Below are 25,782 nucleotides of genomic sequence, written 5' to 3'. Positions count from 1 at the left end.
CTCTTTGAATAAGCTCATAGACGTCGTAAGCAGTCTGAATTATAATATGTTTTGTATAAAAGAATAAATAAGTATTGGGTGTATGAAAGTAAAGAAAGGTGGTAAAGGAACATCATTCGTATTTGCAGTATGATAGCAGTGTAAATGAGTTTCAGTACTTTCTTGTTTTTATGATATCTTGAGTTCTTTTCCTGTTAGCCATTGCGGGAAGTAGTGTAGTAAGGAAAAGGCAAAAATAGAAAAAGAGGGATTGATTACATGAAAAGTAAATTAATCGAAGCATTGGCATTGCGTTATGAACCAGTGGCCGTTTTGCTTAGCAATAAAAAGCCAGAATATGCACTGCAAAGTAAGGAAGGTATTAAAAACTGTATTATTTCTCTGTTTATTGCAGCAATGAAAGGAAAATCCTCTGTTTTTGAACGAAAAACTAACCTGTGTTCTGATGCCATAGCCGGATTAGGTTTTGGAACATTTCCGAATCATCCTGAGGGAGTTGCGTATTTTTTGACGACAGAAAAAACGAGACAGTTTGAAAGAGGGGGATGTATAAAAACACCGGAACTTGGTAAAAACTTTGTTGAATGCTTGCCCATTACAGACATATCATATCAATATGTTATTTTTAAGCCATTGTCACAAGTTAATACAGATGAAGAACGACCTGTATTATGTATTTTTGGTGTTAATAATGATCAGTTATCAGCACTTATCGTAATGGCTAATTATTACGGATCGGGGAATGAAAATGTTATAATTCCACAAAGTTCTGGCTGTCAATCTATTTTTCTTATACCGTATGCGGAATCACAGAAAAAGAATCCAAGAGCGGTGGTAGGATTGACCGATATTACAGTGCGGCCTATGTTGGATTCGGATATCGTATCTTTTGCTGTTCCTTATGCTATGTTTGTTGAAATGGAACAACATGTAACCGGAAGTTTCCTTGAAAAAAGATTGTGGCAGAGAATCAAGAATAAATAGGTATTACAATAAACTATAGATAATAATGATATAAAAATAAAATGTATAGAAAAACGTTTATTGCAGACACATTTTTATATAGTACAAATGCAGTAACCGAAGAAGGAGAATTGTATAATATTGATGGCAATGGCAGCAGAACCGCGGCAATGATATATGGACCGGATCAAGTAATTATAGTAGCATATCGTATTAATTTAAATAGCAGGGTATCGTCAAAATGAATTTTTTGTGTAATATGTAAGAATTTTGAGATATAAGTTAGTTTATTTTGTATATAAAATAAACTAACTTATGTTTTTATATAATAACATAAGAAAAGATAAGGATATTAATAAATTTGAAGTAAAATATCTTGCGTTTTATGGTATAATACATAACAGAGACGTTAACTTTATAATCTATGCAGTCGGTCATGAAGGATACGTCTTGCTGCAAAATTAGTATATTTAAGAAGTGATGTGTCTGGTATTTAGGGGTATATGTTTTATCTGTAAGCGAGTGGTTTGTTTAGATAAGAATGGATAGGCGGGTACAGTGAGAGAAGGTGCTAATGATCTTGCAAATTGTAAAGGATACATCCCATATTTTTTCTATGATTGTTTCGTCCTGTTTCAGAAAAGTAGTTGGAAAACGGATATTGATGATAGGGTTATTTGTCAGTATGCGCTTGTTCGAAGCAGATGCGATGGTCGAAATGCTTATGAGAATGTTGAATAATATTTAGGAAGAAGGCTCCTGCAGCAGTTTTAATATAGACGTACAACTCGGAATTCACGCGCTGTTTATATTGAGAAATATGAGAGATAAGCATAAAATTATTTATTATATGAATACAAGCTTTGACTATAAGCAAAAAGAAGTGAATAACACACAAGCGCCAATAATCCAACAATAAAACGCAAATGGCCTCATAGCGGTGATTTCATTTTTATGAAACCATTTCATCATAATCCAGACACTGAAAAATGCAGCTAATCCGGAGACAATGCCGCCCATGACAGCAATCCAGAAGAGATCACCCATACCCGTAACCATTAATTTGGGAACCTCCAGAATACCGGCACCAATGATAATAGGGGTTGCTAATAACATCGAAAAACGGACAGATTCTTCATGTTTTAATCCTGCGGCAAATCCGGCAGTTATGGTAGCACCCGAACGCGAGAACCCAGGAATTAAGGCAAGGGACTGAAAGGCTCCGATAATCAAGGCTTCTTTGTAAGTCAAGTCATTAATTTCTTTTTTACCGTGTTTGCGTATTTTTTCTCCCCAATATAAAAGACAGCCGTTTATCATTAAGAAAAAGCCGGCATTTACGACACTGCTGAAAATACCGCGTAATGCATGTTCTAAAAAAAAACCGATTAGAGCGGCTGGAATAGAACCAGCAATAATTAAATATAATAGTTTTCGATTTTGTTTATCTTTTTTTGCTATACTGCGGACAATACCTGTCCAATCACTGCCAAAAAACAAAAACAAGGCAATGGCTGTTCCTAAATGAAGCATGACAACAAAAGGCAGGAAATGTTCTTTTAAAAAAATATTGTCCAGTTGCCAATGGAATACATATGGAGTCAGTACGCTGTGTGCGACGCTGCTGATGGGGAATAGTTCGGTCATTCCCTGTACAATTGCTAAAATAACTGTTTGTAAAAAGTCCATGGAGAACACTCCTTGTATGAGGTCAATGTAAAAGCTTTACTTATGATAGAAGATAGATGTCATACTGTCAATCGCAGTAAAGTAAAATATATGTAAATTGATACGGCAGGCGTAAACTCGACAGCATAAAAACAAGGAATCTCTGTGAAGAGGTTCCTTGTTTTTTTTACGTTTGTTAGTTTTCAGGAGAAGGCATAGGTGACGGATGGTGGAAAAGTTCTTTTAATGTTTCCTTGGAAATTCCTGTTTTATCAGGCAGCTGATTCATAAATGTTTTCCATTTTGCCTGTTCTTTTTGGTGGAAATCATGCATGGCACTTTCTAACTTGTCTCCCTGACCACGCGTGATTTTTCCTTCTTGGACCATCGTATCTATGTGTTGTTTCATCCGCATCGGCGGAGTAGGAAAAACCTTCTGTAACGTTTCTTTGGAGATTCCTGTCTTATCCGGCAACTGCGCCATAAATTCTTTTCGTGCTGTCATCTGTTCTTCTTTCTGGCTTTGATGGAAATCACGAAGTGAAGTTTCTAAAGTATTGGCTTGGTCTTGGGTAAGGGTTCCCTGCTGTACGAGCTGATCCATGTGTTGCTTCATGTGACCGGGATGGTGATGGCCGTGCATGGGAGGAAGGATTTCTTTTAAGACAGCGGCATCAATCCCGGTTTTATCCGGTAATTGTGCCATAAATTTTTGATGATCCGCTTTCATCTGCTGATGAAATTCCTGCATAGCAGCATGGAGACTATCTGCTTGGTCTTGGGTAATTTTTCCTTCCTGGATCATGGCAGCCATGCGGTGCTGCATTGGGTTATGATGGGCAGGTGCAGTTGTGGTAATAGTAGGGGTATCGGAACCGGAAGCCATATCATCATTTGCCGAGACCGGGATAAATGAAGCAGTAGTTAATACGGCAACCGCGGTGCCGGCCAATAAAGTTGTTAAAAGTTTTTGTCGCAAAGCGAGCGTTGTTTTCATACTATTCACTCCTTTATTATTTCTATACTTTAAGTACTATCTGTACTATACACGGTAATTGTCACAATTCAATGACATCCATGTTACAATTTGCCTAAATAATCTATTTTGTTGACAGTATGGCAATAAAAAGTACTTTCAAAATATAGTTATTGAAAGGCAAAGAGAAGTTATTTTACGTTACACCATCTATAACCTAAAAATCTGTAAAGATAAAACAGGTGTGTATAGTTAGTGTGAACACACAAAAAAAATTTGACAAGAACGCAATACTTTGTTACAATGTGAATTGTAAATTGTAAAGTATAGCTCACATAAATTTGTAAGATTATTCTATGTACAATAATTTATAAATTTATGTGAGCTATTTTGTTTTGTTTTTTTTATTTAGGAGGAATTATAATGGCTACTGGTACAGTAAAATGGTTTAATGAAAGTAAAGGATTTGGTTTTATTACTCCCGATGACGGAGGCGCGGATGTGTTTGTTCATTTTTCGGCAATTATGTCCGATGGGTTTAAGACTCTTCATGAAGATCAAAAAGTAACGTTTGACGTTGAAGCAGACCCTAAAAACAAATCCAGATTTAAAGCTGTAAATGTAAAATAATTAATTATAGTATTTTTAATTGATTTTTTTGTAATACAAGTTGTAGATTATTGTACAAGTCCCTGCCTTAGACGGGGACTTTTTTGTTTGTTGTAATGTAATAAATCAAGAATTGACGATGAACACTATTTAGATGTTTTTTTTCAGTGTATATGTTTATAATAATTACAATGTACAGTATCTGAAATAAAGGCAAAAAAGTGAGATTGAAAATTTCACATACATTGTTGACGTGTATTTATTGGCAGTGAAATGAGATTTTTATTTATGAAAATATACAAATACGAAAATACTACAGAAGGTACATGACGGAAGATGATAAATACAAACCTATAATAAATGCAGTATTTGATGTCAAAATATATTTTCTATTCTCAGCAAGAAAATAAACAGAAAGTCCGTCGAGATTTTTTTGCTTTAGTTATAGACTTATTTGACACCTATTGTTATATGTATCAATCCGGGATTAGGATGTTGCTGTAAGGAGATAGTTGTTACGTGATTAGTACATACAGTATGTCACATGATACCCTCTATAAGGGGAACTGCAGCATGATTGTGAAAACTACTGTGATTTGCTCTGGGAAAAAATAAATAACCTTAATAATCTTAATTTCACAAGAAAATATTAATATTATATGTAATACAAATGATATAAAAAAAGCGTTGTCTTCTGATAAATTTTTTTTGTATGTCTAAGGATGACAAGCGTGTATTGATTATCAAATTTGAATTGTACGGAAGTATGTGTTTTTTTAAATATAAGTTATTTTTTAGAATAAGTTAGAATATTTTAAATTATATTATTTATGTAGTCGTAATTATAAAAATGATTTAATAAATGACGACTTTAAAAGATAAAGTTTAATTACCGCTTGTAATATATATATTGCATATTGAATATATAATATTTAACTGAAAAAGTTATTTATATAATTTTTTTAATTTTAAAACAATAAAATATATTAATTTTAATATATTTTATTGTTTATACTTTACAAAAATTAAAAATAGAGTATAATAAAGAACAGTTAATTTATATTTAAATTATTTACAATTTTATATGGTGCTTTGGCGGTGTATGAACCCATCCCTATGGAAATGAAAATATTTGTCTATGATGAATAAAAATGACAATTCATTGTATCATACTGTATGCCGAAATAACTCTGGAGAGTCCCTGGTGGGAGCCGAAGGTGTAAGGAATATTATATTCTCTATCTCTCAGGCAAAAGGACAGAGGTGATGTATTTCGCACACCTGTTTACCAACCTGTCTTCAGCTTTTTGAAGATAGGTTTTTTTATAAATATTTTTCATGTTTGTTACACACATTTATTAAGTTTTTTGCTATTTTTACATTTTAAGTAACAAACATAGGGGAGGGGCATTATGACTAAAAAAATTTTTAGGACAAAAAGTATCAATGAGTTTATTTCAGAGACTCAAAAGGAAGGCGGCATGAACAAGGTTCTGGGGACTTTTGGCCTTACTATGCTGGGGATTGGCTGTATTATCGGTACGGGGATTTTTGTATTGACGGGGGTCGCTGCTGCTGATTATTCCGGACCTGCACTTGTCATTTCTTTTGTTATTGCCGCTATTGCCTGCGCTTGTGCGGCACTTTGCTATTCCGAATTTGCGGCGATGGTACCGGTTGCTGGAAGTGCGTATACATACGGATATATTGCACTTGGTGAATTTTGGGCATGGGTCATCGGCTGGGATTTGATATTGGAGTATGCGTTTGCTATCGGAGCCGTAGCTATTGGGTGGTCTGGATATTTTGCCAATATTATGACTAATCTGGGTTTTGCGCTTCCCGTAGCTTTGGTAAAAGCACCGTATGAGGGGGGGATTATTAATTTACCGGCGATGGCTATTATTGCTCTTGTTACTTGGATTAATATTATGGGCGTACGCCAAAGCTCTGCGGTTAATAATGTAATTGTTGCTATTAAATTAGTTGTGGTTTTATTATTTATTGCGTTAGGATTTGGCCATGTTAACCCGGCTAATTGGGAACCCTTTATGCCGTATGGCTGGAGTGGCGTCTTCTCCGGTGCTTCTGTAATTTTCTTTGCATATATAGGATTTGATGCTGTTTCCACAGCCGCTGAAGAGGTTAAAAACCCACAGAAAGATTTGCCGCGTGGTATTATTTTATCTTTGATTATTTGTACTGTGTTATATATTATTGTTTCTGGTATTTTGACCGGCATGGTTCCGTATCTTGATTTTAAGGGCCAGGCTGCTCCGGTCGCGTTTGCATTGCAGCAGGTTGGATATCATTGGGGCGCTGCCGTGGTATCCGTTGGTGCGATTTGCGGGTTAACTTCGGTATTGCTTGTAATGCTTTTCGGACAAAGCCGCATCCTCTTTGTTATGTCTCGTGATGGACTGCTTCCAGGGGTGTTTGGTCATATTCATCAGAAATACAAAACTCCTGCCAGAAGTTCACTTATCATTGGTATCATTACGGCAATCGTAGCCGGATTTTTACCGATTGGGGTAGTTGCAGAATTGACCAATATTGGTACTTTGTGTGCATTCATGATAGTTGCCGCAGCAATCATTGTACTGCGTAAAAAAGCACCGGATCGCCCGCGTGCCTTCAAGTGCCCGTTTGTTCCGCTGGTTCCGATTTTGGCGATCGTTTTCTGCGGTATCTTAATTTGGATGCTGCCGGAAGTGACACAGATTCGTTTTGTTATCTGGCTTATTTTGGGGATGTTTATTTACTTTGGGTATAGCTATAATCACAGTATTATTTCCGGAGGACTTTTTAGCGGTCCTATGGAAACTTCTAATCGTAAAGCCGTATCACAAGATGATAACAGTCCGAAAGAATAAATTTTGTTTATTTAAGCCGCCATGGAATTTGGCGGCTTTTTTGTAGTTAGAAAACCCCTGGTTAGACCAGGGGTTCCAAAAAGCTTTAGCGATGAGTCTATAAAGGTTTAAAACAAAACACCTTTAATGTAAGATAAGAATGCGGTCCGTCAACTGCAAACCTATCCACATTAAAGGAGGTCATTCAATGAATGACACACACAGTCTATCACACAGTAAATGGAATTGTAAATATCATGTAGTATTTGCGCCGAAGTATCGGCGGCAAGTATTTTATGGGCAAAAGCGATATGAAATAGGGCAAATACTACGAGAATTATGCCAGTGGAAAGGAGTGACATTACTAGAAGCAGAAGCATGCCCGGATCATGTACATCTGCTATTGGAAATTCCCCCCAAGATGAGTATATCGAGTTTTATGGGATTTCTCAAAGGAAAAAGTAGTCTGATGATTTATGAAAAATGGGGAAATATGAAATATAAGTACCGGAATCGACAATTTTGGTGTCGTGGATACTACGTAGATACCGTAGGGAAAAACGAGAAGAAGATAATTACCTATATTCGCGAACAACTTAAAGAAGATGAAATGTCCGAACAGCTTACATTAGATTTAGAAGACCCGTTTACGGGTAACCGGAAATAATATGCAAGTAACGGACCGAACATGCGCTGTAAAGCGCTGCTGGTAGACTAGGCCTTATAGGCCGCATAAGAAAAACCACCAGCTAAGCTGGTGGATCATTATTGTTTTGCTTTGTTCTATTAAAATAATATGGAGATATAAACTGTAAATACAATAAATAAATTGCTCCGCAGTGTCCACTATGGTAAAATATAATGATGGTAAAATATAGTAAAGGAAAGGTTTATATTACATGGGAGAAAAATATTATTTTATTATTTCTTATGGTTGTCAGACGAATATCAGCGATTCGGAACGGTATGCCGGCCAGTTGGAAGAGTTAGGGTATCACATGACGGAGAATATGGAATTGGCTGATGTTATCTTATTAAATACATGCTGTGTACGCGAAACAGCGGAAGATAAAACACTGGGAAAAATAGGAGAACTGAAACATTTAAAGAAACGTAATCCTGATTTGATTATCGCCGTAACCGGTTGTATGGCACAAGAATGGCAGGACAAACTTTTTCATAGAGCCCCCCATATTGATTTGGTTATTGGTACACATAATATTCATAAGCTTGTTTCCCTTATTGAGGAACGTCAGAAAAAATCGGATCATTATCTTGCCACAGATATGAAAGTTCCGGCATTTCATGATTTGCCAACACGGCATTTTCGTGATTTTTTTGCTTGGGTACCTATTATGAACGGTTGCAATAAATTTTGTACGTATTGTATCGTTCCGTATGTTCGCGGGAGGGAAGTAAGCCGTTCTGTGGAGGATATCGCGAAAGAAATAAAAAAACTGGGAACGCAGGGATTTAAGGAAATCACGCTTTTAGGACAAAATGTAAATTCATATGGACAGGATCTTAAAAATGGAACCGATTTTTCAACACTCATCAGACGAATCGAAGATATAGAAGGTATTGAGCGAGTCCGTTATATGACAAGTCATCCTAAGGATATGACATTTGCCATGATAGATGCCATGGCAGAAAGTAAAAAAATTGTTAATCATATGCATCTGCCAATTCAAAGCGGTTCTGATGAATTATTAAAGAGAATGAATAGAGGATATACAACGGATCATTACCTGGAACTAGTTGAGTACGCTCGCAAAAGAATTCCTGATTTAGTTCTTACCACCGATATTATTGTTGGTTTTCCGGGAGAAACGGAAGAAATGTTTGAAGAAACACTGCATTTTCTGGAAAAGACCCAATATGATATGGCGTATACGTTTATCTATTCACCGCGTACAGGTACTCCCGCTGCTAAAATGCCGGATCAAATCCCGCAAGATGTAAAGAGCCTTCGTTTACGCAAGTTAATGGATATGCAGAATAAAATCAGCCTTTCCTATAATAAGAAAATGGAAAATAAAATCTATTCTGTCATTGTGGAAGGTCCGACAAAAAATGATGAAAATCATTGGTTTGGACGTACGACAGGAAATAAGATGATTATATGGGAAAATGATAATACCGTTGCTGTCGGTGATACGGTCCCCGTTGTTGTTGACAAAGGGCAAACATGGGTTTTGAAAGGACATATATGGAAACAGGAGGGATAGACGTTGCCAGCGGAAAAGAAGATTACACCGATGATAAAGCAATACTTGGAAGTTAAGGAACAATGTCAGGATAAAATATTGTTTTTTCGTCTTGGGGATTTTTATGAAATGTTTTTTGATGATGCATTGACGGCTTCCCGAGAATTAAATTTGACACTGACCGGCCGTGCCGGCGGTGACAAAGAAAAAGTACCTATGTGCGGAGTGCCGTTTCATTCTGCTGATACGTATATCGAACGGTTGGTACATAAAGGATATAAGGTAGCTATTTGTGAACAGATGGAAGATCCCAAACTTGCAAAGGGCCTCGTCGAGCGTAAAATTATTAAAGTTGTTACACCGGGTACCATTACGTTAGAAAATGCTGTAGCATCTAAGAAAAATAATTATATTGCCTGCTTGATGGGTAAAGAGGATGAAATAGCAATAGCGCTCATGGATGTGACCACCGGTGAATGCCTGTGGTCTCTTTGTGTTACTAACTCTATAGAGGATACGTTGTTTGATATGCTTTCCGTGTATGATCCCAGTGAATTGATTTATTCGCAGCTGGGCAGTTCTGCGGAAGTCATTTTGGAGTATGTGCATACCCGATTATCTCAATGTGTGGTAACCTTGTATGATGGTAAAGAAGATATAGATTACCGTGCAATAACAACCGCACATTTTTCTGAATATATTGATTCTTTAACTTTTACAACAATACAATGTCTGGGACTTTTGTTATCCTATGTGGCTACCGTTATGCAAACGGACATTTCTCATATTAATGTTCTGGAACAAGTGGATAATGAAAAACGTCTTATTATAGATGCCGCGAGTCTACGGCATTTAGAAATTACTCAGAATGTTCGTGACGGCGGACGTAAAGGGACACTGTTACATGTTCTTGACAGGACACATACTGCGATGGGGGGACGTCTTCTGCGAAAATGGCTGGAGTTTCCGCTAGTGCGAATTGCGGATATTGTGCGGCGGCAAGATGCAGTCGAGGAATTGCTGCAGCATGAAATCATTCGTCAGGATATGGGAGATACACTGGATCGCATATATGATTTTGAACGTATTCTTACACGAATTGAAACAGGTACTGCCAGCCCTAAAGATATGGTCGCTTTGCGCGAATCATTGGCAGTTGTTCCAGAATTAAAAAAGATTCTCGATGGAACCGTCTCACCTCTTTTACGGCAATTGAATGAACGAATTCAGAGACATGAAGAGACATATCAGTTGTTGTCTAAGGCTATAAAAGATGATCCGGGAACCGTGATTCGCAATGGCGGCGTGATTCGCGAGGGATATTCACAAGAACTTGATGAAATACGCGCAATATCTGCCAATAGCCGAGCTTTTATGCAAGAACTGGAGGAACAGGAAAAAGAAAAAACAGGCATTAAATTAAAAATAGGATATACTAAGGTGTTTGGGTATTATTTTGAAATTTCTCATGCCAATACCAAGCCTATACCTGCGTACTATGTCCGCAAGCAAACATTGGTCAATGCGGAACGCTATATTACGCCGGAACTTAAGGAGTTTGAAGTGAAGGTACTGACGTCACAAGAGCGGACACTGGCATTGGAGTATAAAATATTTTCTGAAGTACGTCAAAAAATACAGGAGCACATTCCTTCTATGCAGGAAACAGCCCGGGCGATTGCCAGGGTGGATTGCTTATATAGTTTTTCTTGTGCAGCGCATGAAAATCATTATACACGTCCACAGTTTACAAAGGATGATACGTTTATTATTCGTGATGGGCGACATCCGATTATTGAGAAATATATAAAGGATGAAATGTTTGTTCCGAATGACGTTACACTGAATCACAAAGATCATGAAGTGCTTGTTATAACGGGTCCTAATATGGCAGGAAAATCGACCTATATGCGTCAGGTTGCGGTTTTGACGCTTATGGCACAGACTGGTTCGTTCATTCCTGCCCGAGAAGCTGTTCTTTGTCCTGTCGATCGGATTTTTACCCGTATCGGAGCAAGTGATGATATTTTAACCGGACAAAGCACCTTTATGGTGGAAATGAAAGAAGTTTCATATATCCTAAAGCATGCGACATCTCGCAGTCTGCTGATACTCGATGAAATCGGTCGTGGAACAAGTACTTTTGATGGGATGTCTATTGCCAGAGCGGTTATTGAATATTGTCTTAAGAATGTTCATGCGTTAACGCTGTTTGCTACTCATTATCATGAACTTATTGATATGGCCGGACAATATGATAAAGTCAAAAATTATACTGTTGCCGTGAAGGAACGAGGCCGCAGTATTAAATTTTTGCGGCGAATTATTCCCGGCGGAGCTGATCGAAGTTACGGATTGCATGTTGCACGCTTGGCAGGACTGCCGGAGGGGCTATTGAAAAGAGCCGAAGTTATTTTGTCTGAGTTGGAAGCTCAGGGAGAACCTGGCGCGTCTCCCGGATTTTCTCATGCATCCGGTCCGGTGGAGGCTGGTGATGGATCAGGTGATCTGTTTTCTAATCCGGTTATAGACAAGTTAATGGGGGTCGATGTATCCAGTATGACTCCTATTGAAGCTATTTCTTTTTTATATTCCTTGCAAAAGGAAGCCAAGGAAGGAAGTGGTAAAAATTGAATTCAATTATTACTATTTTAGATGAAGCAACAACCAATAAAATCGCAGCAGGAGAAGTAGTGGAACGGCCGGCTTCCTGTGTAAAAGAGCTGGTGGAAAACGCTATTGATGCCGGCGCGTCTGCTATTGAAATTGAAATTGCCGATGGCGGACAGTCCTATATGCGTGTTACCGATAATGGTTGCGGTATGAATGCAGATGATGCTCATAAATGTATTATCCGCCATGCTACCAGCAAGATACGTTCTGTAGAGGATATTTATGCAATCAGTTCGCTGGGCTTTCGCGGTGAAGCCGTACCCAGTATTGCGGCGGTATCACATTTGCAGATAACAACCCGACAGTCTGGAGATACGTTTGCTACGCATCTTTTGCTGGATGGCGGAAAAGTTACTGCCGATGATCAAATGGGATCTGCTGTGGGAACAACCATGGAGGTACGTGATTTATTTTATAATACACCGGCTCGTAAAAAATTTCTCAAAAGTGAACGAACGGAGAGCGGTAAAATAAATGAAATGATTATAAAGCTTGCATTAGCGCATCCTTTTATTGAGTTTACTTTTATCAATAATGGCCGGACGGTTGTTCATACTGGCGGAAACGGAGAACTTCTTGATACGATCGCAAATATTTACGGTACGTCGCTGGCTAAGGAAATATTTCCGGTAACATATGACTCAGATAATATACATATAGAAGGATATGTTGGAAAACCTTCTGTTTTAAAAAGTTCCCGGGCCTGGCAAACGTGTATTGTTAATCATCGCATTGTTCATAATCTGGTTCTTTTTAAAGCGATTGAAAATGCGTATCATGCTATGCTGCCAAAGTCAGGTTATCCATTTGCTATGCTGCACTTGCAAATGGATCCGGCCTCAATTGATGTGAATGTGCATCCAGCTAAAACAGAAATAAAATTTTCGGAAGAACAGGCAATATACCGAGTCGTATATCGCGGTATTATCCAATCACTGATGCAGCAGGAAAAACCAGAACAAATAGCAACTGTTCCCCATATTTCTTCATTTCAGGCGGAAAAAATGGAGGTATCTGAGTCCATAACAGCACCTAAGGAATCAGTGACCGTATCGCCGGTTCCTGAAACACGTCCGTTATCTTTTGCACAAGAATCACTCGATTTACCTGATGCAAGGGGACAGTTGTCTGAAGCACATGATGTTTTCTCCTATACCGGCGGCAGTGCGGGGTATGCGGAATTGAATCACAGTGTTGCCTCTAGAGCAACGAAGCAGGAAGAGCATATTTTCAATGAAGTACTGGATCATGAATCGGCGCCGGCTGCAGTAGTTGCACCGCAAACAGATCCGGTAATTATTTTTGAAGGCGATGATTCTGTTTTTATTCCGTTAGGACAAGTGGCGGAGTGTTTCATTATAGCGAAAAAAGGGCAGGATTTGTACATTATCGACCAACATGCTGCACATGAACGCATTCGGTATGATACATTTTGCAATCGCATAGAAAAGATGCCATCACAACAATTATTGACTGCTGAATTTGTTGAAGTAGATGCAGAAGATATGACACTCCTTTTGGAGCGTCAGGAAATATTTGATGATTTAGGATATGTCTATTCGGAAGCAGGACCGAATACATTACGTATGCAAGCAATTCCCAGTGACTTGAAAACAAGTGATATTGCAGGTTCTTTGCGCGATATCTGCAAGTTTCTCCATGAAGATAAAGAGCCGGATAAAGCAGAGATGAGGCATCGGTCTTTGGCGTATTTATCTTGTCATGGTGCGATCAAAGCAGGAAATATTCTGAATATTCGACAGATGAAGCAGCTTTTAGAGGATTTATTCCACACGGATAAACCTTTTGTCTGCCCTCACGGACGTCCTATTATCTTACGTTTTACACCGGAAGAGCTGGCAAAGTTATTTAAGAGAACGTAGGATGAAAATGGAAAAGGTATATGTTACTACCTCGCTGCATGCCAGCGAATCGGTTTGTAACCAAGGCCGTAAATGGGCAGTTTCTATTCATGCTTTTTTTATAGAACGCGGAGAGCAGAATATAGAACAGCTTTTAACAGCATATCATATTGAAGCAATTCTTGTATTCACGATGCAGGGACCGGAAATACGGACATTCTTGGGTCGGCATGCTTTTCATTTAAGTATGGCGGAACTCCGTATTCAACATATCCGACAGGGAATGACGGATTATTTTCTTGAAGCTTTGGGAGCTGAAGGTCCGGTACGATTATTAGATTGTACATGCGGGTTTGGATCGGATGCGATTGTAGCTTCTTTTGGTCTTCCGGCAGGATCGGATGTGCATGCGTTGGAAATATCACCGTATATGGCGGCTGTTACCTCTTGGGGATTAGCTCATTTTGTGCATAAACAGGCAGATGTGACGAAAGCCATGCGGCGCATAGGATTGCAACATGATGATTACCGGGATTATTTGCGGCGGACGGATATAGCACCGTATGATATTATCTATTTTGATCCTATGTTTGCCCGCCCTATACGGAGCAGCCCGCAGTTTCATCCTGTAAGAAATTTGCTGGAACATGAAACCGTGTCGGATGAGTGTCTGGCTTTAGCATTAACCAAAGCCAGACGGCGAGTTGTAATCAAAGGAAGATCTTTTCAGCGATTGAAAATGGTATATCCCCGTGTAAAATTATATGGCGGCAAATATAGCAGAATCGGATATGCCGTATTGGAGTGTGAACATGGATAAAGTCATTGCTATTATTGGACCGACCGCTGTGGGCAAAACGTCTCTGAGCTTTTTTTTAGCGGAGAAGCTTCACACCGAGCTTATATCCGGTGATGCCTATCAAATATATAAAAAAATGAATATTGGTACGGCAAAGCCTACAGTAGAAGAACTGCGTCGTTATACACATCATCTTATTGATATTATCGATCCCTCGGGAACCTATTCAGCGGCTGTGTTCTGCCGTATGGCAGGACAAGCTATACAACAGTTGAATGCTAAAGGATCTATTCCTGTTCTTGTTGGCGGTACCGGTTTATATGTGCAGTCTCTTTTGGAAGGGTTTCATTTTGATGGTCCTAAATCAAGTGAAGCTATGCGGGAACGGGCACGAGAACGTATTGCTTGTTCGACGCGAGAGGATTTAGCGGCATATATCAGGAAAAATACAGATTGGCAGCCAGTGGATTGGAATGAGTTATTTTGCAATACACACCGTCTTGTCCGTCTTTTATGTGCGATCGAAGGCAAGGAGGGTATTGCATTTGTACATACGGATAAGGAAAAAGCACCTATATATGATGCTTATGTTGTCGGGCTGCAATTACCGCGGGAATTGTTATATAAACGGATTGATCAGCGAGTGGATGATATGCTGGCAAATGGATGGATCGCCGAAGTAATTTCATTGCTCGAGAATGGAATATCGGCGGATTGTCAGTCAATGAAGGCTATTGGCTATGAAGAAATTACAGCATATCTGAATCATCGATTACCCTTTGCAGAAATGGCAGAGCGCATTAAAATTCGTACACGGCACTTTGCTAAACGGCAGTTAACTTGGTATAAACGCATGCCATATATTCATTGGTATGAAAAAGAACACTATGATTCGGAAGAAGAATTAGCACATAGTGTTATAACGGATATAGAAATATACTGGAAGTTGAAAATGTAGCAGAAAGAAAGGATCTGGAATTTTGTCATTTAATTTTGAGTTAATTAGAAAAAAAGCGTTGGCTGTTTGTGCCAAACAATTTGAACATATTGACACGATCAGTTTGCATAATACGGGAAAAGTACTTCAGGCATTTAAGGACTGCCAAGTATCGTCATACCAATTTGCCGGCACGTCAGGATATGGGTATAGTGATTTAGGGCGGGAAAAATTGGATGAAGTATTTGCTCATATTTTTAAAGCAGAAAAAGCGATTGTGCGGCCGCATTTTGTTTCCGGCACGCATGCATTGGCAACTGTACTTTGTGCATTGTTGCAACAAAATGATGTATTGATTTCACTAATAGGTGCTCCGTATGACACGATGCAAAGTGTTATTGGATATACGCATGAGACGGCACATTCTCTCAAGGAAAAGGGTATTCGATATGATGAAGTGCCGTTAAAAAATAATACATATGATTTGGAAGGGATCCGATATGCCGCCGGCAAAAAACCTAAAGTTGTTTTATTGCAACGTTCCCGCGGGTATAGTACACGTGCATCTCTTTCACTTGAAGATATACAAACGATTATTGCTGCGGTTAAGGAAATTAGTCCTGATACAATTTGTTTTGTAGATAATTGCTACGGAGAATTTGCGGCGGAACAGGAACCCTTAGAGGTGGGAGCAGATATTATCGCAGGGTCTCTTATCAAAAATCCAGGCGGCGGTATCGCACCTACAGGCGGATATATTGCCGGACGAGCAGATTTAGTAGATGCGGCAGCCGATTATTTGACTGCACCGGGATTAGGAACAGAACTTGGATCCTATGCTGCCGGATATAGATTATTCTTTCAAGGTATTTTTTCCGCACCTCATGTTACGGCACAGGCGATCAAAGGCGCTGTTTTTGCGGCAGCCGTATTTTCTGAGCTTGGTTTCGATGTATCTCCTACGGCAGATACCCTTCGCTGTGATTTGATACAAACTATTTATTTGAAAAACGAAAAAAATATGTGTCTTTTTTGTCAGGGAATACAATCTTTTTCCCCTGTTGATGCGCATGTTAGACCGATTCCTGACGATATGCCCGGATATGCCGATAAAATTATCATGGCGGCGGGAGATTTTGTACAGGGATCATCAATTGAACTTTCTGCTGATGGACCTATCCGCGAACCCTATATGATTTATTTGCAGGGAGGTATTGTATTTGAACATAATGTGCTGGCTATTTTGAATGCGGCCCGTTATATTTCTGAAAATGGCGAGGAACAAGGTAATGATTAAAGAAGTCATTGTTGTTGAAGGAAAAAGCGATATAGCTCGGCTGCAGCAAAGTGTGGATGCCGACATTATTAAAACAGATGGATTTTGTCTGCGTTCCGATACATTAGAACAAATCAGGTACGCGTATGAAAAGAGAGGAATTATTATCTTGACAGATCCGGATAGTGCCGGTGAACGGATTCGCACGTATTTAACACAGCGGTTCCCAAAAGCTAAACATGCATTTATTCCTAGAGAAGAAGCGATTGCCAATAATGATCTTGGAGTGGAACAAGCTTCTCCGGAAGCCATACGTTCGGCACTTTCAAAGGTTCGGTGTGTTTCTTTTGAACCATATTGCGAATTTACTATGGAAGACTTAATGGCAGCAGGCATGAATGGAAGCGCAGCAGCGGCTGAACGACGAAATCGGGCAGGCGCGGTATTGGGTATCGGTTATGGTAATGCCAAGCAATTTTTACGACGTTTGAATCATTACGGCGTGCTGCGTACCGAGTGGGAAGCAGCGATATGCCAGATGGATGAGGTATCTGAGAATGAATGAAGTGGATTTGTCAAAACCGGATGTAGTTCGCTATATTGTTGATCGATTCGGGTTAAGAATGAATAAAAAATTGGGACAGAATTTTTTGGTAAATCATGCGGTTGTTCAATCTATCGCGGATGCCGCAGTACTCAAAGAAAATGATCCGGTCTTGGAAATAGGGCCTGGCATTGGTACCCTCACCCAGGCTTTGGCTGAAACAGGTGCGGCTGTTACCTCCGTTGAGCTTGATACACATTTACTTCCGGTATTGGAAAAGACGTTGGAACACTATCCCAATGTACGGATTGTTCATGGGGATATTTTACGGACGGATATACTTGAACTGATGGGACATAAACCGTTTACAGTATGTGCTAATTTACCGTATTATATTACGACACCTATTATCATGAAATTATTAGAACAGCGTCTTCCAGTGGAGAAACTGGTCGTTATGGTGCAGCGGGAAGTTGCCCAGCGTATGACCTCTGTACCAGGAAGTAAAGTGTATGGGGCGTTATCTGTGTCCGTACAATATTATACGGAACCGCACTTATTATTTGAAATACCACCGAGGGCTTTTATGCCGGCGCCGGAAGTTACTTCCGCTGTGATTTCTATGGATATACGCAAGGAGCCGGCGGTTGAAGTTCTTGAAGAAAAACGTTTTTTTCAAGTGGTGAAGATTGCTTTTTCACAACGTCGTAAAACGTTTTCTAATACATTAAAAGCGGCAGGACTTTCGAAAGAAGCAGTGACGGATATATTGAATCACTGCGGCATTGATGGGGGCAGACGCGGTGAAACGATGTCGCTGGCTGAATTTGCCTGTGTGGCAGATGCTTGGACACGATATATTCGAAAGTAGGTCAAAAAGAAGGTGAAAATTATGTTTGGGATAGGTAAAAAGACAACGATTATTGCGGCCCCCGTTGAGGGCCGCGTGATAGATATTACAGAAGTAAATGATTCTGTTTTTTCACAGAAAATGCTCGGGGATGGGTTTGCGGTCGAACCGGTAACATCTGATATTACGGCTCCCTGCGATGGCAAGATTGTTTTGCTTGCAGATACCTTGCATGCGATTGCTGTTGAAACGGGAAAAGTACAACTATTGATTCATGTGGGCATTGATACGGTCACATTACAGGGACATGGCTTTATATCCCATGTTAAACCTGGAATGACAATACGAAAAGGTGAAACATTGCTCTCTTTTAATGCGGACTATTTGGAAAGTCAGGGAAAGGTTTCTACGGTTGTAATTGTTGTTACCAATTTGGAAGATATTCATGGCTGTATAACGAAAAATTTAGAAGATAAATCGGCTGTATTGAAAATATCTTATAAATGATGCAGCAGTCATATAGGAGGGGAATGTATGGTATTTTTTTATATTTTAGAACATACGATGGTACCTATTTTTCTTTTAGTATTGATCGGTTTTTATTTAGATAAAAGATTCAGCTTGGATGTAAAAACATTATCTAAATTATTATTTTATCTAATTATACCGAGTTTTGTATTCACTAATTTGTATAAGACAGATTTTCCGGCTACCAGTGCCATCATTATTTCTTGTATTTTCTTTTTAATGTTTATTGGTTTTTTAGTAGCAACGTTTATCGGCAAACTGAGACACTACGATGCATGTATGCTGGAATCCTGCAGAAATGCTCTTATGTTTAACAATTCTGGAAATCTTGGGGTGGCTCTGGTTATTCTGGTGTTTTCTCATGACCCTTTTGTTGTAAATGGACAGACCCCTTATCTGGCAGAAGCGATGGTCGTTCAGATTTTGATTTTTGTTATACAAAATATTACGTTGAACACAATTGGTTTATACCAGGCAGGACGTGGACGTTTATCGGCAAGGGATACATTGGGAGTTGTTTTTCGGATGCCGATTATTTATGTGTTTATCGCAGCCTTGGCCGCACGTTTTTCGGGCTGGGATGCTACCCAATTTTTCTTTTGGCCTATTATGGAGATGTCAGGGGCGGCATTGCTGCCGGTAGCGATGATCAGTATTGGAATTCAGCTGCATCGTACAACGATTAAGTGGTTGGATCATGAAGTATGGCTTACGAGTATTGTTAAATTACTGTTGTTTCCTTTCTTGGGATTAGCAACGATTTATGCTGTTAATTTGCTTATTCCCGGGAGTTTTTCGCCGGTTGCTTCTATCGTTTTTTTAATTTATTGTTCTGTGCCGGTAGCCGTAAATACGGCAATGTATGCTATCGAATTTAATAACTGCCCGGAGTATGCCACCCAGGTTGTTATGAATACAACAGCATTAAGCGCTTTTACGATGACTTTTTTTATTTTTTTAGGACATTTGCTTTTTATATAAATCATGTTTTATGGTATGATATAGAGTAAGCTTGTTTATCAAGGAGTTAACTAATGAAACGTATATATTTGGATTACGCGGCGGCAACGCCTCTGGATCCACGAGTATTGCAGGTTATGCTGCCCTGGCTGACAACGGAATTTGGGAATCCTTCGAGTCTTCATTATTGGGGACAGCAGGCTCGGGCTGCAGTGCAAAAGTCACGGGAACAAGTGGCACATTGCTTGCGAGTTTCTGCAGAAGAGCTGATTTTTACCAGCGGTGGAACCGAAGCTGATAATTTAGCGATACGAGGGTATTTACGAGCGAATCATCCTGAGGGTGGACATATTATTACTACCGCAGTAGAACATCAAGCCGTATTGCATACATTTAGCGCATTGGAGCAGGAGGGGTATACAGTAACGATACTTCCGGTAAATAATGCAGGACGTGTAGATGCCGACGATGTTCGAAAGGCGCTTCGTAAAGATACGGTATTGATTTCCTGCATGTATGCCAATAATGAAACTGGCATGATTCAGCCGATTGCAGATATTGGAAATATTGCCAGAGATCATCATATTATTTTTCATGTGGATGCTGTACAGGCATTTGGTTACTTGCCTGTGTATCCTCAAAAAGATCATATTGATTTACTGTCTATATGCAGTCATAAAATTTACGGTCCGAAGGGAATGGGAACGCTGTATATTCGGAAGGGAATAGAAATTTCATCGGAAGCGTATGGTGGTCCGCAGGAGCGTCATTTACGGGCAGGAACAGAGAATGTAGCTGGAATTGTTGGCTTTGGAGCGGCTGCGGCTATTTTAGAAAAAGAAAGACAGCAGCGGTATGATCAGGCAAGAAAATTAAAAAAATATATGTATGAAACATTTAGTATGAATAGTGAAATGTTTCATTTAAATGGAGAATGGGAACATTCTCTTCCTAATATTTTAGATTTCAGTATCTCCGACATAGATAATGCAGTACTGTTAATTGCCCTTGATATGCAGGGAGTAGGCGTTTCGGCAGGTTCTGCCTGCGAAGCCGGAGCCGTTGAACCTTCTCATGTTCTTAAGGCAATGGGACTGCCGGAAAAATGGATACACAGTAGCGTTCGAGTTTCTTTTGGTACAGAAACGACAATGGAAGAAGTAAAGGAAGCTGTTGAAATTATAAATCGGACTGTTAGAGAGATGTTGGGAAAGGAGGAAGACCATGGATAAAAGAGTAGCGGTTGCTATGAGCGGCGGTGTAGACAGCTCTGTTACAGCGGCTTTATTGAAACAAAAAGGGTTTGATGTTGTTGGTATTACGTTGCGGTTGTGGGAAGAGGAGCCACAATGCAACGTTATTGATAATGTACATGCTTGCTGTTCGCTATCGGCAGTAGATGATGCCAAAGCAGTTGCTTCTATCTTAGGAATTCCTCATTATACATTGGACTTCAGAGATATTTTTAAAAAGACTGTTATTGATTATTTTGTGGAAGCGTATGCTTCAGGGAATACACCTAATCCGTGTATCGCCTGTAATAAGTATATAAAATTTGGACTACTCTGGGAGAAAGCCAAGCAATTTGGTGCGGATTTCCTGGCAACAGGTCATTATGCACGCATTGCATATAATCAAGAAAAGAATATATATGAACTTTTGCGGGGTACTGACAGGCACAAAGATCAGTCGTATGTATTGTATCAATTAACTCAGGATATATTGCCCCATATTTTATTTCCTATGGCTGATCTTGAAAAAACGCATACACGAGAATTGGCTAAAACTTTTGGATTACCAGTATTTGACAAACCGGAAAGTCAAGATATTTGTTTTATTCCTGATAATGATTATAAACGTTTTCTGCGCAGCCGCATTCCAACTGCTTTTTGCAGAGGTGATTTTGTGGATGCGCAGGGCAACTGTCTGGGATGTCACCAAGGTATCCCTTGTTATACTATCGGACAACGACGCGGTCTTGATTTAGGCGGGCCTGGAGGCCCGTATTATGTTACGGCTCTTGATGCACTTCATAATCGTGTTGTTGTGGGAGCTCAAGAATCTTTGTTTTCTCATACGGTTTTTGCTAACCAGGTATCTTGGGTCGAAGGGAAGCCCACAGCATCTTCATTTAGAGCACAGGGAAAAATCCGCTATGCTGCTAAGGAAGCAGCATGTATGGTTCATATAAATGAAGAACGGATACAAGTTGATTTTGATGTTCCACAACGTGCCGTGACAGCAGGACAAGCGCTTGTTTTATATGATGGTGAGCGTGTTCTTGGCGGCGGGGTTATTATATAAACAGAGGAGAAAGAATAATGGCAACAAAATATATACGCAATTTTTCGATTATCGCGCATATTGATCATGGAAAATCTACGCTGGCAGACCGCCTGATTGAAAAAACAGGGGCCGTTCAAAAGCGGGAAATGGAAGATCAACTTTTAGATACGATGGATTTGGAACGCGAACGTGGGATTACGATAAAGGCTCAATCTGTTCGCTTATCTTATGCTGCTAAGGATGGAAATACATACATACTTAATCTGATTGATACGCCAGGGCATGTCGATTTTAATTACGAAGTATCACGAAGTCTTGCCGCTTGTGAAGGAGCTCTTCTTGTTGTCGATGCGACACAAGGAGTTGAAGCTCAGACATTAGCAAATGTTTATTTGGCACTGGAACACAATTTAGAGATCGTACCGATTATCAATAAAATCGATTTGCCCAGTGCAGATCCCGAACGAGTTGCCAAAGAAATCGAAGATATCATAGGGATTGATGCCTCAGAAGCAATTCTTGTCAGTGCTAAAACGGGAGTTGGCATCGATGATGTTCTGGAAGCTATCGTGCAGCGCATCCCGAAACCGGAAGATGCTGCCGATGCACCGCTGCGGGCATTGATTTTCGATTCTCATTTTGATTCATACAAAGGTGCTATTGCTAATATCCGTATTGTAGAGGGAAGTTTAAAAACGGGAGAACGAATTAAAATGATGGCGTCCGAAAAAGTCTTTGAGACTACGGAGCTTGGTATATTTGCACCGCAAATGCGTCCTGTTGACTCATTGGAATGCGGAAGTGTCGGATATTTGGCTGCCAGCATGAAAAATGTCCGGGATTGCCGTGTGGGAGATACCGTGACAAAGGTAGAAAAATCAGCAACGGAACCTTTGCCCGGGTACCGCCGGGCGACGCCGATGGTGTATTGCGGTCTGTATCCGATAGAAACGAATGAATATGACAACCTTCGGGATGCGTTGGAAAAATTACATCTGAATGATGCTGCATTATTATTTGAACCGGAAACATCTTCTGCCTTAGGTTTTGGATTTCGCTGCGGATTCCTTGGTTTATTGCATATGGATGTTGTAAAAGAGCGATTGGAGCGGGAGTATGATTTACAACTTATTACTACAGCACCTTCTGTAATTTATCATGTGTATTTGACAGACGGTTCTATGCAGGAGATTGATAATCCTTCGCTGCTGCCGGACATGACTAAAATAGATCATATGGAAGAACCTTTCGTTAAAACTACGATTATTATTCCGAAGGACATGGTTGGTACGGTCATGGAGTTATCCCAGAATCGCCGAGGACAATATATAGGCATGGATTATCTTGATGAGACACGGGTATCATTAGTTTATGATCTACCTTTGTGTGAAATTATTTATGACTATTTTGATACATTAAAATCATCTACACGGGGATATGCTTCATTAGATTATGAATTACACGGATATCAACAGTCGCCGATGGTAAAATTGGATATTTTGATTAATGGAGAAAACGTTGATGCATTAAGTACGATTGTTCATCAAGACTCAGCTAAACGGCGCGGACGGGCATTGGTTGAAAAACTGCGCAGCATTATTCCGCGGCAGCTTTTTGAAATACCTATCCAGGCAGCGATAGGAAATAAAATTATTGCCCGCGAAAATGTTCGCGCTATGCGTAAAGACGTATTAGCTAAATGTTATGGCGGAGATATTTCACGCAAGAGAAAACTATTGGAAAAACAAAAAGAAGGAAAAAAACGAATGAAGCAAGTGGGGAACGTTGAAATTCCACAAGAAGCGTTTATGGCTGTACTACAGGTAGATAAATAATGCTTGGCATTTACATTCACATTCCTTTTTGTCAAAAAAAATGTCGGTATTGTGATTTTCCTTCCTATGGCGGTGTATCATACTTCCTCTCGCATTATGTAAAAGCATTGTGCCGGGAAATTATGTATGCGGCCGGTGCTGGCGAAACGGCGGATACAATCTATTTAGGGGGAGGGACTCCATCCTTACTGACAGCACAGCAAGTAGAATCTATTTTAGGTGCTGTAAGAAATCATTTTTCAGTGAATTCTTCTGCTGAGATTACCATAGAAGCAAATCCCAATAATATAACTGAAACGTATGTACAAGATTTGTGCTCTATTGGGGTCAATCGTTTCAGTTTGGGAGTGCAGTCATTTTCAGATGAGCAGCTGCAGCGATTGGGGCGTATTCATACGGCAGAAGAGGGAAAACATGCTGTGATGACTATTCGGGAGGGCGGTATATCCAATATTTCCGCAGACTTGATGTTTGGACTTCCCGGCCAGTCTGCGGCAGATGTATATACGGATTTAAGGATACTGACACAGCTGCCGATTACGCATGCATCCATTTATAGCCTTATAGTGGAAGAGCATACGCTTCTTTGGGACGATATACGCCACCAGCGGGTATTTCTGCCAGATGAGAGAGAAAAAGAGGCTATGGTTGAACTTGTACACGAAAATATGGCGGCAGAAGGCTTTGAACATTATGAGATATCCAGTTATTGCCTGCCCGGGTTTAGATCGCGTCACAACAGCAAATACTGGCAATATTCGCCATATCTTGGCTTTGGCGTATCTGCGCATTCTTTTTATCAGAATAAGCGATTTGCCAATATTGCCAATATCCCTGAATATATACATAACGCTGGTGTAAGCAGTGTCGTTGAGACAAGCGTTTCCATTACATCCAAACGAGCTGCTGAAGATTATTGTATTTTAGCGCTGCGTATGTGTGACGGTATTGATTATGAAAAATTTCATACCCTTTTTTCAACGACCGTAGAAACTGAATTTGGAGATATCATAGAACGATTATTTGCGCAGCAGCTTTTGGTTCCCATATCTTCCGGCTGTCGTCTCAGCAAATTAGGATTTTCATATGGAAACTATGTTTTTGAACAATTTATACGAGACTAAAGGTATCCCATTTGTTTACGGTACATACCGGCAGGATTGACAAAATAGCTCTTTTTGAGTATAATTTTAATGTGTGCAATATAAAAGCACTCCCTAACAAAATTTTGGAGGGAGGGAGATCAGATGGCAGAAATCAAAGTTGGTAAAAATGAAACGTTAGATAGCGCGCTCCGCCGCTTCAAACGTTCTTGCCAAAAAGCAGGTGTTCTTTCCGAAGTACGGAAACGGGAACATTATGAAAAACCAAGCGTAAAGAGAAAAAAGAAGTCCGAAGCAGCACGGAAACGGAAATTTAGAGCATAATCTTTTGGTAAAGACAGAAGGGTGATAGAATGTCTCTTAAAGAAAATCTGCTACAGGACATGAAAGAAGCAATGAAAGCCAAAGAATCTGGAAAAACAGCACTGTCTGTTATTCGAATGATTCGTTCTGCAATCCGTAATACAGAAATTGATAATAAAATCGAGTTAGATGATACGGGTGTAGGTGTAATCATTGCCAAAGAAATGAAACAAAGACAAGAATCGTTAGAAGAGTTTAATAAGGCCGGTCGGAATGATTTGGTCGAACAGACAACAGCCGAAATGGATATATTGAAAAAATATATGCCAAGGCAGTTGACGTCTGATGAATTACACCAGATTGTTATGGATGCCTTAGTTGGAAAAGACATGATTTCATTAAAGATGGGAGATGTCATGAAAATCGTTATGCCCTTGGTGAAGGGCAAGGCGGATGGCCGTATGGTTTCACAAGCAGTTAAAGATATTTTACAAAAAAATAGTTAAATTTATCAAGAATATGTATTGACAAATTTACTAATTGATTGTAAT

At 39.6% G+C, this 25,782-nt stretch carries 24 protein-coding genes and 1 riboswitch; of the genes, 22 read left to right on the top strand and 2 right to left on the bottom strand.

Translation table 11 applies throughout. The annotated features are described in order from the left end of the window. The first annotated feature begins 258 nt into the window (after window positions 1-258). From NXG62_RS03740 to NXG62_RS03730, 3 genes are all read left to right on the top strand, one after another. Window positions 259-984 (top strand): DUF169 domain-containing protein, encoded by a 726-nt coding sequence (locus NXG62_RS03740; RefSeq protein ID WP_427113639.1) that lies wholly within the window; start codon window positions 259-261, stop codon window positions 982-984. A 41-nt stretch (window positions 985-1,025) separates the two neighbouring features. Beyond that, window positions 1,026-1,208 (top strand): LUD domain-containing protein, encoded by a 183-nt coding sequence (locus NXG62_RS03735; RefSeq protein WP_427113638.1) that lies wholly within the window; start codon window positions 1,026-1,028, stop codon window positions 1,206-1,208. A gap of 329 nt (window positions 1,209-1,537) precedes the next feature. Continuing rightward, a complete protein-coding gene (locus NXG62_RS03730) occupies window positions 1,538-1,711 on the top strand; it encodes a hypothetical protein (protein WP_176763015.1) in 174 nt (57 codons plus the stop codon). A gap of 119 nt (window positions 1,712-1,830) precedes the next feature. Here the strand turns inward: NXG62_RS03730 and NXG62_RS03725 are convergent, their stop codons facing one another. Further along, complete coding sequence (locus tag NXG62_RS03725) at window positions 1,831-2,652, bottom strand: undecaprenyl-diphosphate phosphatase (protein WP_427113637.1); 822 nt, start codon at window positions 2,650-2,652, stop codon at window positions 1,831-1,833. Window positions 2,653-2,827: 175 nt separating this feature from the next. Further along, window positions 2,828-3,628, bottom strand: a complete 801-nt coding sequence (locus NXG62_RS03720) for a hypothetical protein (protein WP_427113636.1) — start codon at window positions 3,626-3,628, stop codon at window positions 2,828-2,830. Between the two features lie 402 nt (window positions 3,629-4,030). Here NXG62_RS03720 and NXG62_RS03715 point away from each other — a divergent pair, with 402 nt between their 5' ends. The 19 genes from NXG62_RS03715 (at window position 4,031) to NXG62_RS03625 (ending at window position 25,737) form a co-directional block, all read left to right on the top strand. Continuing rightward, window positions 4,031-4,237, top strand: a complete 207-nt coding sequence (locus NXG62_RS03715) for a cold-shock protein (RefSeq protein WP_427113635.1) — start codon at window positions 4,031-4,033, stop codon at window positions 4,235-4,237. 1,159 nt (window positions 4,238-5,396) lie between these two features. Beyond that, window positions 5,397-5,487, top strand: a riboswitch (glycine riboswitch). Window positions 5,488-5,628: 141 nt separating this feature from the next. Next, window positions 5,629-7,089 carry an amino acid permease gene (locus NXG62_RS03710; RefSeq protein WP_427113634.1) on the top strand — a complete coding sequence of 487 codons (1,461 nt, stop codon included), beginning with the start codon at window positions 5,629-5,631 and terminating at the stop codon, window positions 7,087-7,089. A gap of 187 nt (window positions 7,090-7,276) precedes the next feature. After that, window positions 7,277-7,735, top strand: a complete 459-nt coding sequence (gene tnpA, locus NXG62_RS03705; protein WP_427113633.1) for an IS200/IS605 family transposase — start codon at window positions 7,277-7,279, stop codon at window positions 7,733-7,735. A 232-nt stretch (window positions 7,736-7,967) separates the two neighbouring features. Continuing rightward, the gene (gene miaB / locus NXG62_RS03700) at window positions 7,968-9,296 is read left to right on the top strand and encodes a tRNA (N6-isopentenyl adenosine(37)-C2)-methylthiotransferase MiaB (RefSeq protein ID WP_427113632.1); all 1,329 of its coding nucleotides are present in this window, start codon (window positions 7,968-7,970) and stop codon (window positions 9,294-9,296) included. A 30-nt stretch (window positions 9,297-9,326) separates the two neighbouring features. Further along, window positions 9,327-11,909 carry a DNA mismatch repair protein MutS gene (gene mutS, locus NXG62_RS03695; protein ID WP_427114232.1) on the top strand — a complete coding sequence of 861 codons (2,583 nt, stop codon included), beginning with the start codon at window positions 9,327-9,329 and terminating at the stop codon, window positions 11,907-11,909. Then, window positions 11,906-13,831, top strand: coding sequence for a DNA mismatch repair endonuclease MutL (gene mutL, locus NXG62_RS03690; RefSeq protein ID WP_427113631.1), 1,926 nt, complete (start codon window positions 11,906-11,908; stop codon window positions 13,829-13,831). The genes mutS and mutL overlap by 4 nt, the downstream gene beginning before the upstream one ends. A gap of 1 nt (window position 13,832) precedes the next feature. Further along, window positions 13,833-14,630 (top strand): class I SAM-dependent methyltransferase, encoded by a 798-nt coding sequence (locus NXG62_RS03685; protein WP_427113630.1) that lies wholly within the window; start codon window positions 13,833-13,835, stop codon window positions 14,628-14,630. Continuing rightward, window positions 14,623-15,567, top strand: coding sequence for a tRNA (adenosine(37)-N6)-dimethylallyltransferase MiaA (miaA, locus tag NXG62_RS03680; protein ID WP_427113629.1), 945 nt, complete (start codon window positions 14,623-14,625; stop codon window positions 15,565-15,567). Before NXG62_RS03685 ends, miaA begins: the two co-directional genes overlap by 8 nt. A gap of 22 nt (window positions 15,568-15,589) precedes the next feature. Beyond that, window positions 15,590-16,843, top strand: a complete 1,254-nt coding sequence (locus NXG62_RS03675; protein ID WP_427113628.1) for an aminotransferase class I/II-fold pyridoxal phosphate-dependent enzyme — start codon at window positions 15,590-15,592, stop codon at window positions 16,841-16,843. After that, entirely contained in the window at window positions 16,836-17,387 is a 552-nt protein-coding gene (gene rnmV, locus NXG62_RS03670) for a ribonuclease M5 (RefSeq protein WP_427113627.1), read from the top strand. Before NXG62_RS03675 ends, rnmV begins: the two co-directional genes overlap by 8 nt. Beyond that, window positions 17,380-18,237 carry a 16S rRNA (adenine(1518)-N(6)/adenine(1519)-N(6))-dimethyltransferase RsmA gene (gene rsmA / locus NXG62_RS03665; RefSeq protein ID WP_427113626.1) on the top strand — a complete coding sequence of 286 codons (858 nt, stop codon included), beginning with the start codon at window positions 17,380-17,382 and terminating at the stop codon, window positions 18,235-18,237. The genes rnmV and rsmA overlap by 8 nt, the downstream gene beginning before the upstream one ends. A 21-nt stretch (window positions 18,238-18,258) precedes the next feature. Then, entirely contained in the window at window positions 18,259-18,723 is a 465-nt protein-coding gene (locus tag NXG62_RS03660; protein ID WP_427113625.1) for a PTS sugar transporter subunit IIA, read from the top strand. A gap of 27 nt (window positions 18,724-18,750) precedes the next feature. Continuing rightward, entirely contained in the window at window positions 18,751-19,725 is a 975-nt protein-coding gene (locus tag NXG62_RS03655; RefSeq protein ID WP_427113624.1) for an AEC family transporter, read from the top strand. Between the two features lie 53 nt (window positions 19,726-19,778). Next, window positions 19,779-20,936: a cysteine desulfurase family protein gene (locus NXG62_RS03650; protein WP_427113623.1), complete on the top strand. Its 1,158-nt coding sequence runs from the start codon at window positions 19,779-19,781 to the stop codon at window positions 20,934-20,936. Continuing rightward, a complete protein-coding gene (gene mnmA, locus NXG62_RS03645; protein ID WP_427113622.1) occupies window positions 20,929-22,008 on the top strand; it encodes a tRNA 2-thiouridine(34) synthase MnmA in 1,080 nt (359 codons plus the stop codon). Before NXG62_RS03650 ends, mnmA begins: the two co-directional genes overlap by 8 nt. 17 nt (window positions 22,009-22,025) lie before the next feature. Then, the gene (gene lepA, locus NXG62_RS03640; RefSeq protein WP_427113621.1) at window positions 22,026-23,825 is read left to right on the top strand and encodes a translation elongation factor 4; all 1,800 of its coding nucleotides are present in this window, start codon (window positions 22,026-22,028) and stop codon (window positions 23,823-23,825) included. Beyond that, window positions 23,825-24,949: a radical SAM family heme chaperone HemW gene (gene hemW / locus NXG62_RS03635; protein ID WP_427113620.1), complete on the top strand. Its 1,125-nt coding sequence runs from the start codon at window positions 23,825-23,827 to the stop codon at window positions 24,947-24,949. Before lepA ends, hemW begins: the two co-directional genes overlap by 1 nt. A 123-nt stretch (window positions 24,950-25,072) precedes the next feature. After that, a complete protein-coding gene (gene rpsU / locus NXG62_RS03630; protein WP_091649940.1) occupies window positions 25,073-25,252 on the top strand; it encodes a 30S ribosomal protein S21 in 180 nt (59 codons plus the stop codon). Between the two features lie 29 nt (window positions 25,253-25,281). Further along, window positions 25,282-25,737: a GatB/YqeY domain-containing protein gene (locus tag NXG62_RS03625; protein ID WP_427113619.1), complete on the top strand. Its 456-nt coding sequence runs from the start codon at window positions 25,282-25,284 to the stop codon at window positions 25,735-25,737. The last annotated feature ends 45 nt before the right edge of the window (window positions 25,738-25,782 follow it).

It is taken from the genome of Megasphaera sueciensis (genome assembly GCF_050219315.1).
GTDB lineage: Bacteria > Bacillota > Negativicutes > Veillonellales > Megasphaeraceae > Megasphaera_A > Megasphaera_A sueciensis.
Note: the sequence above shows the minus strand (reverse complement) of the source record. Positions and strands in the feature narration are given on the sequence as shown.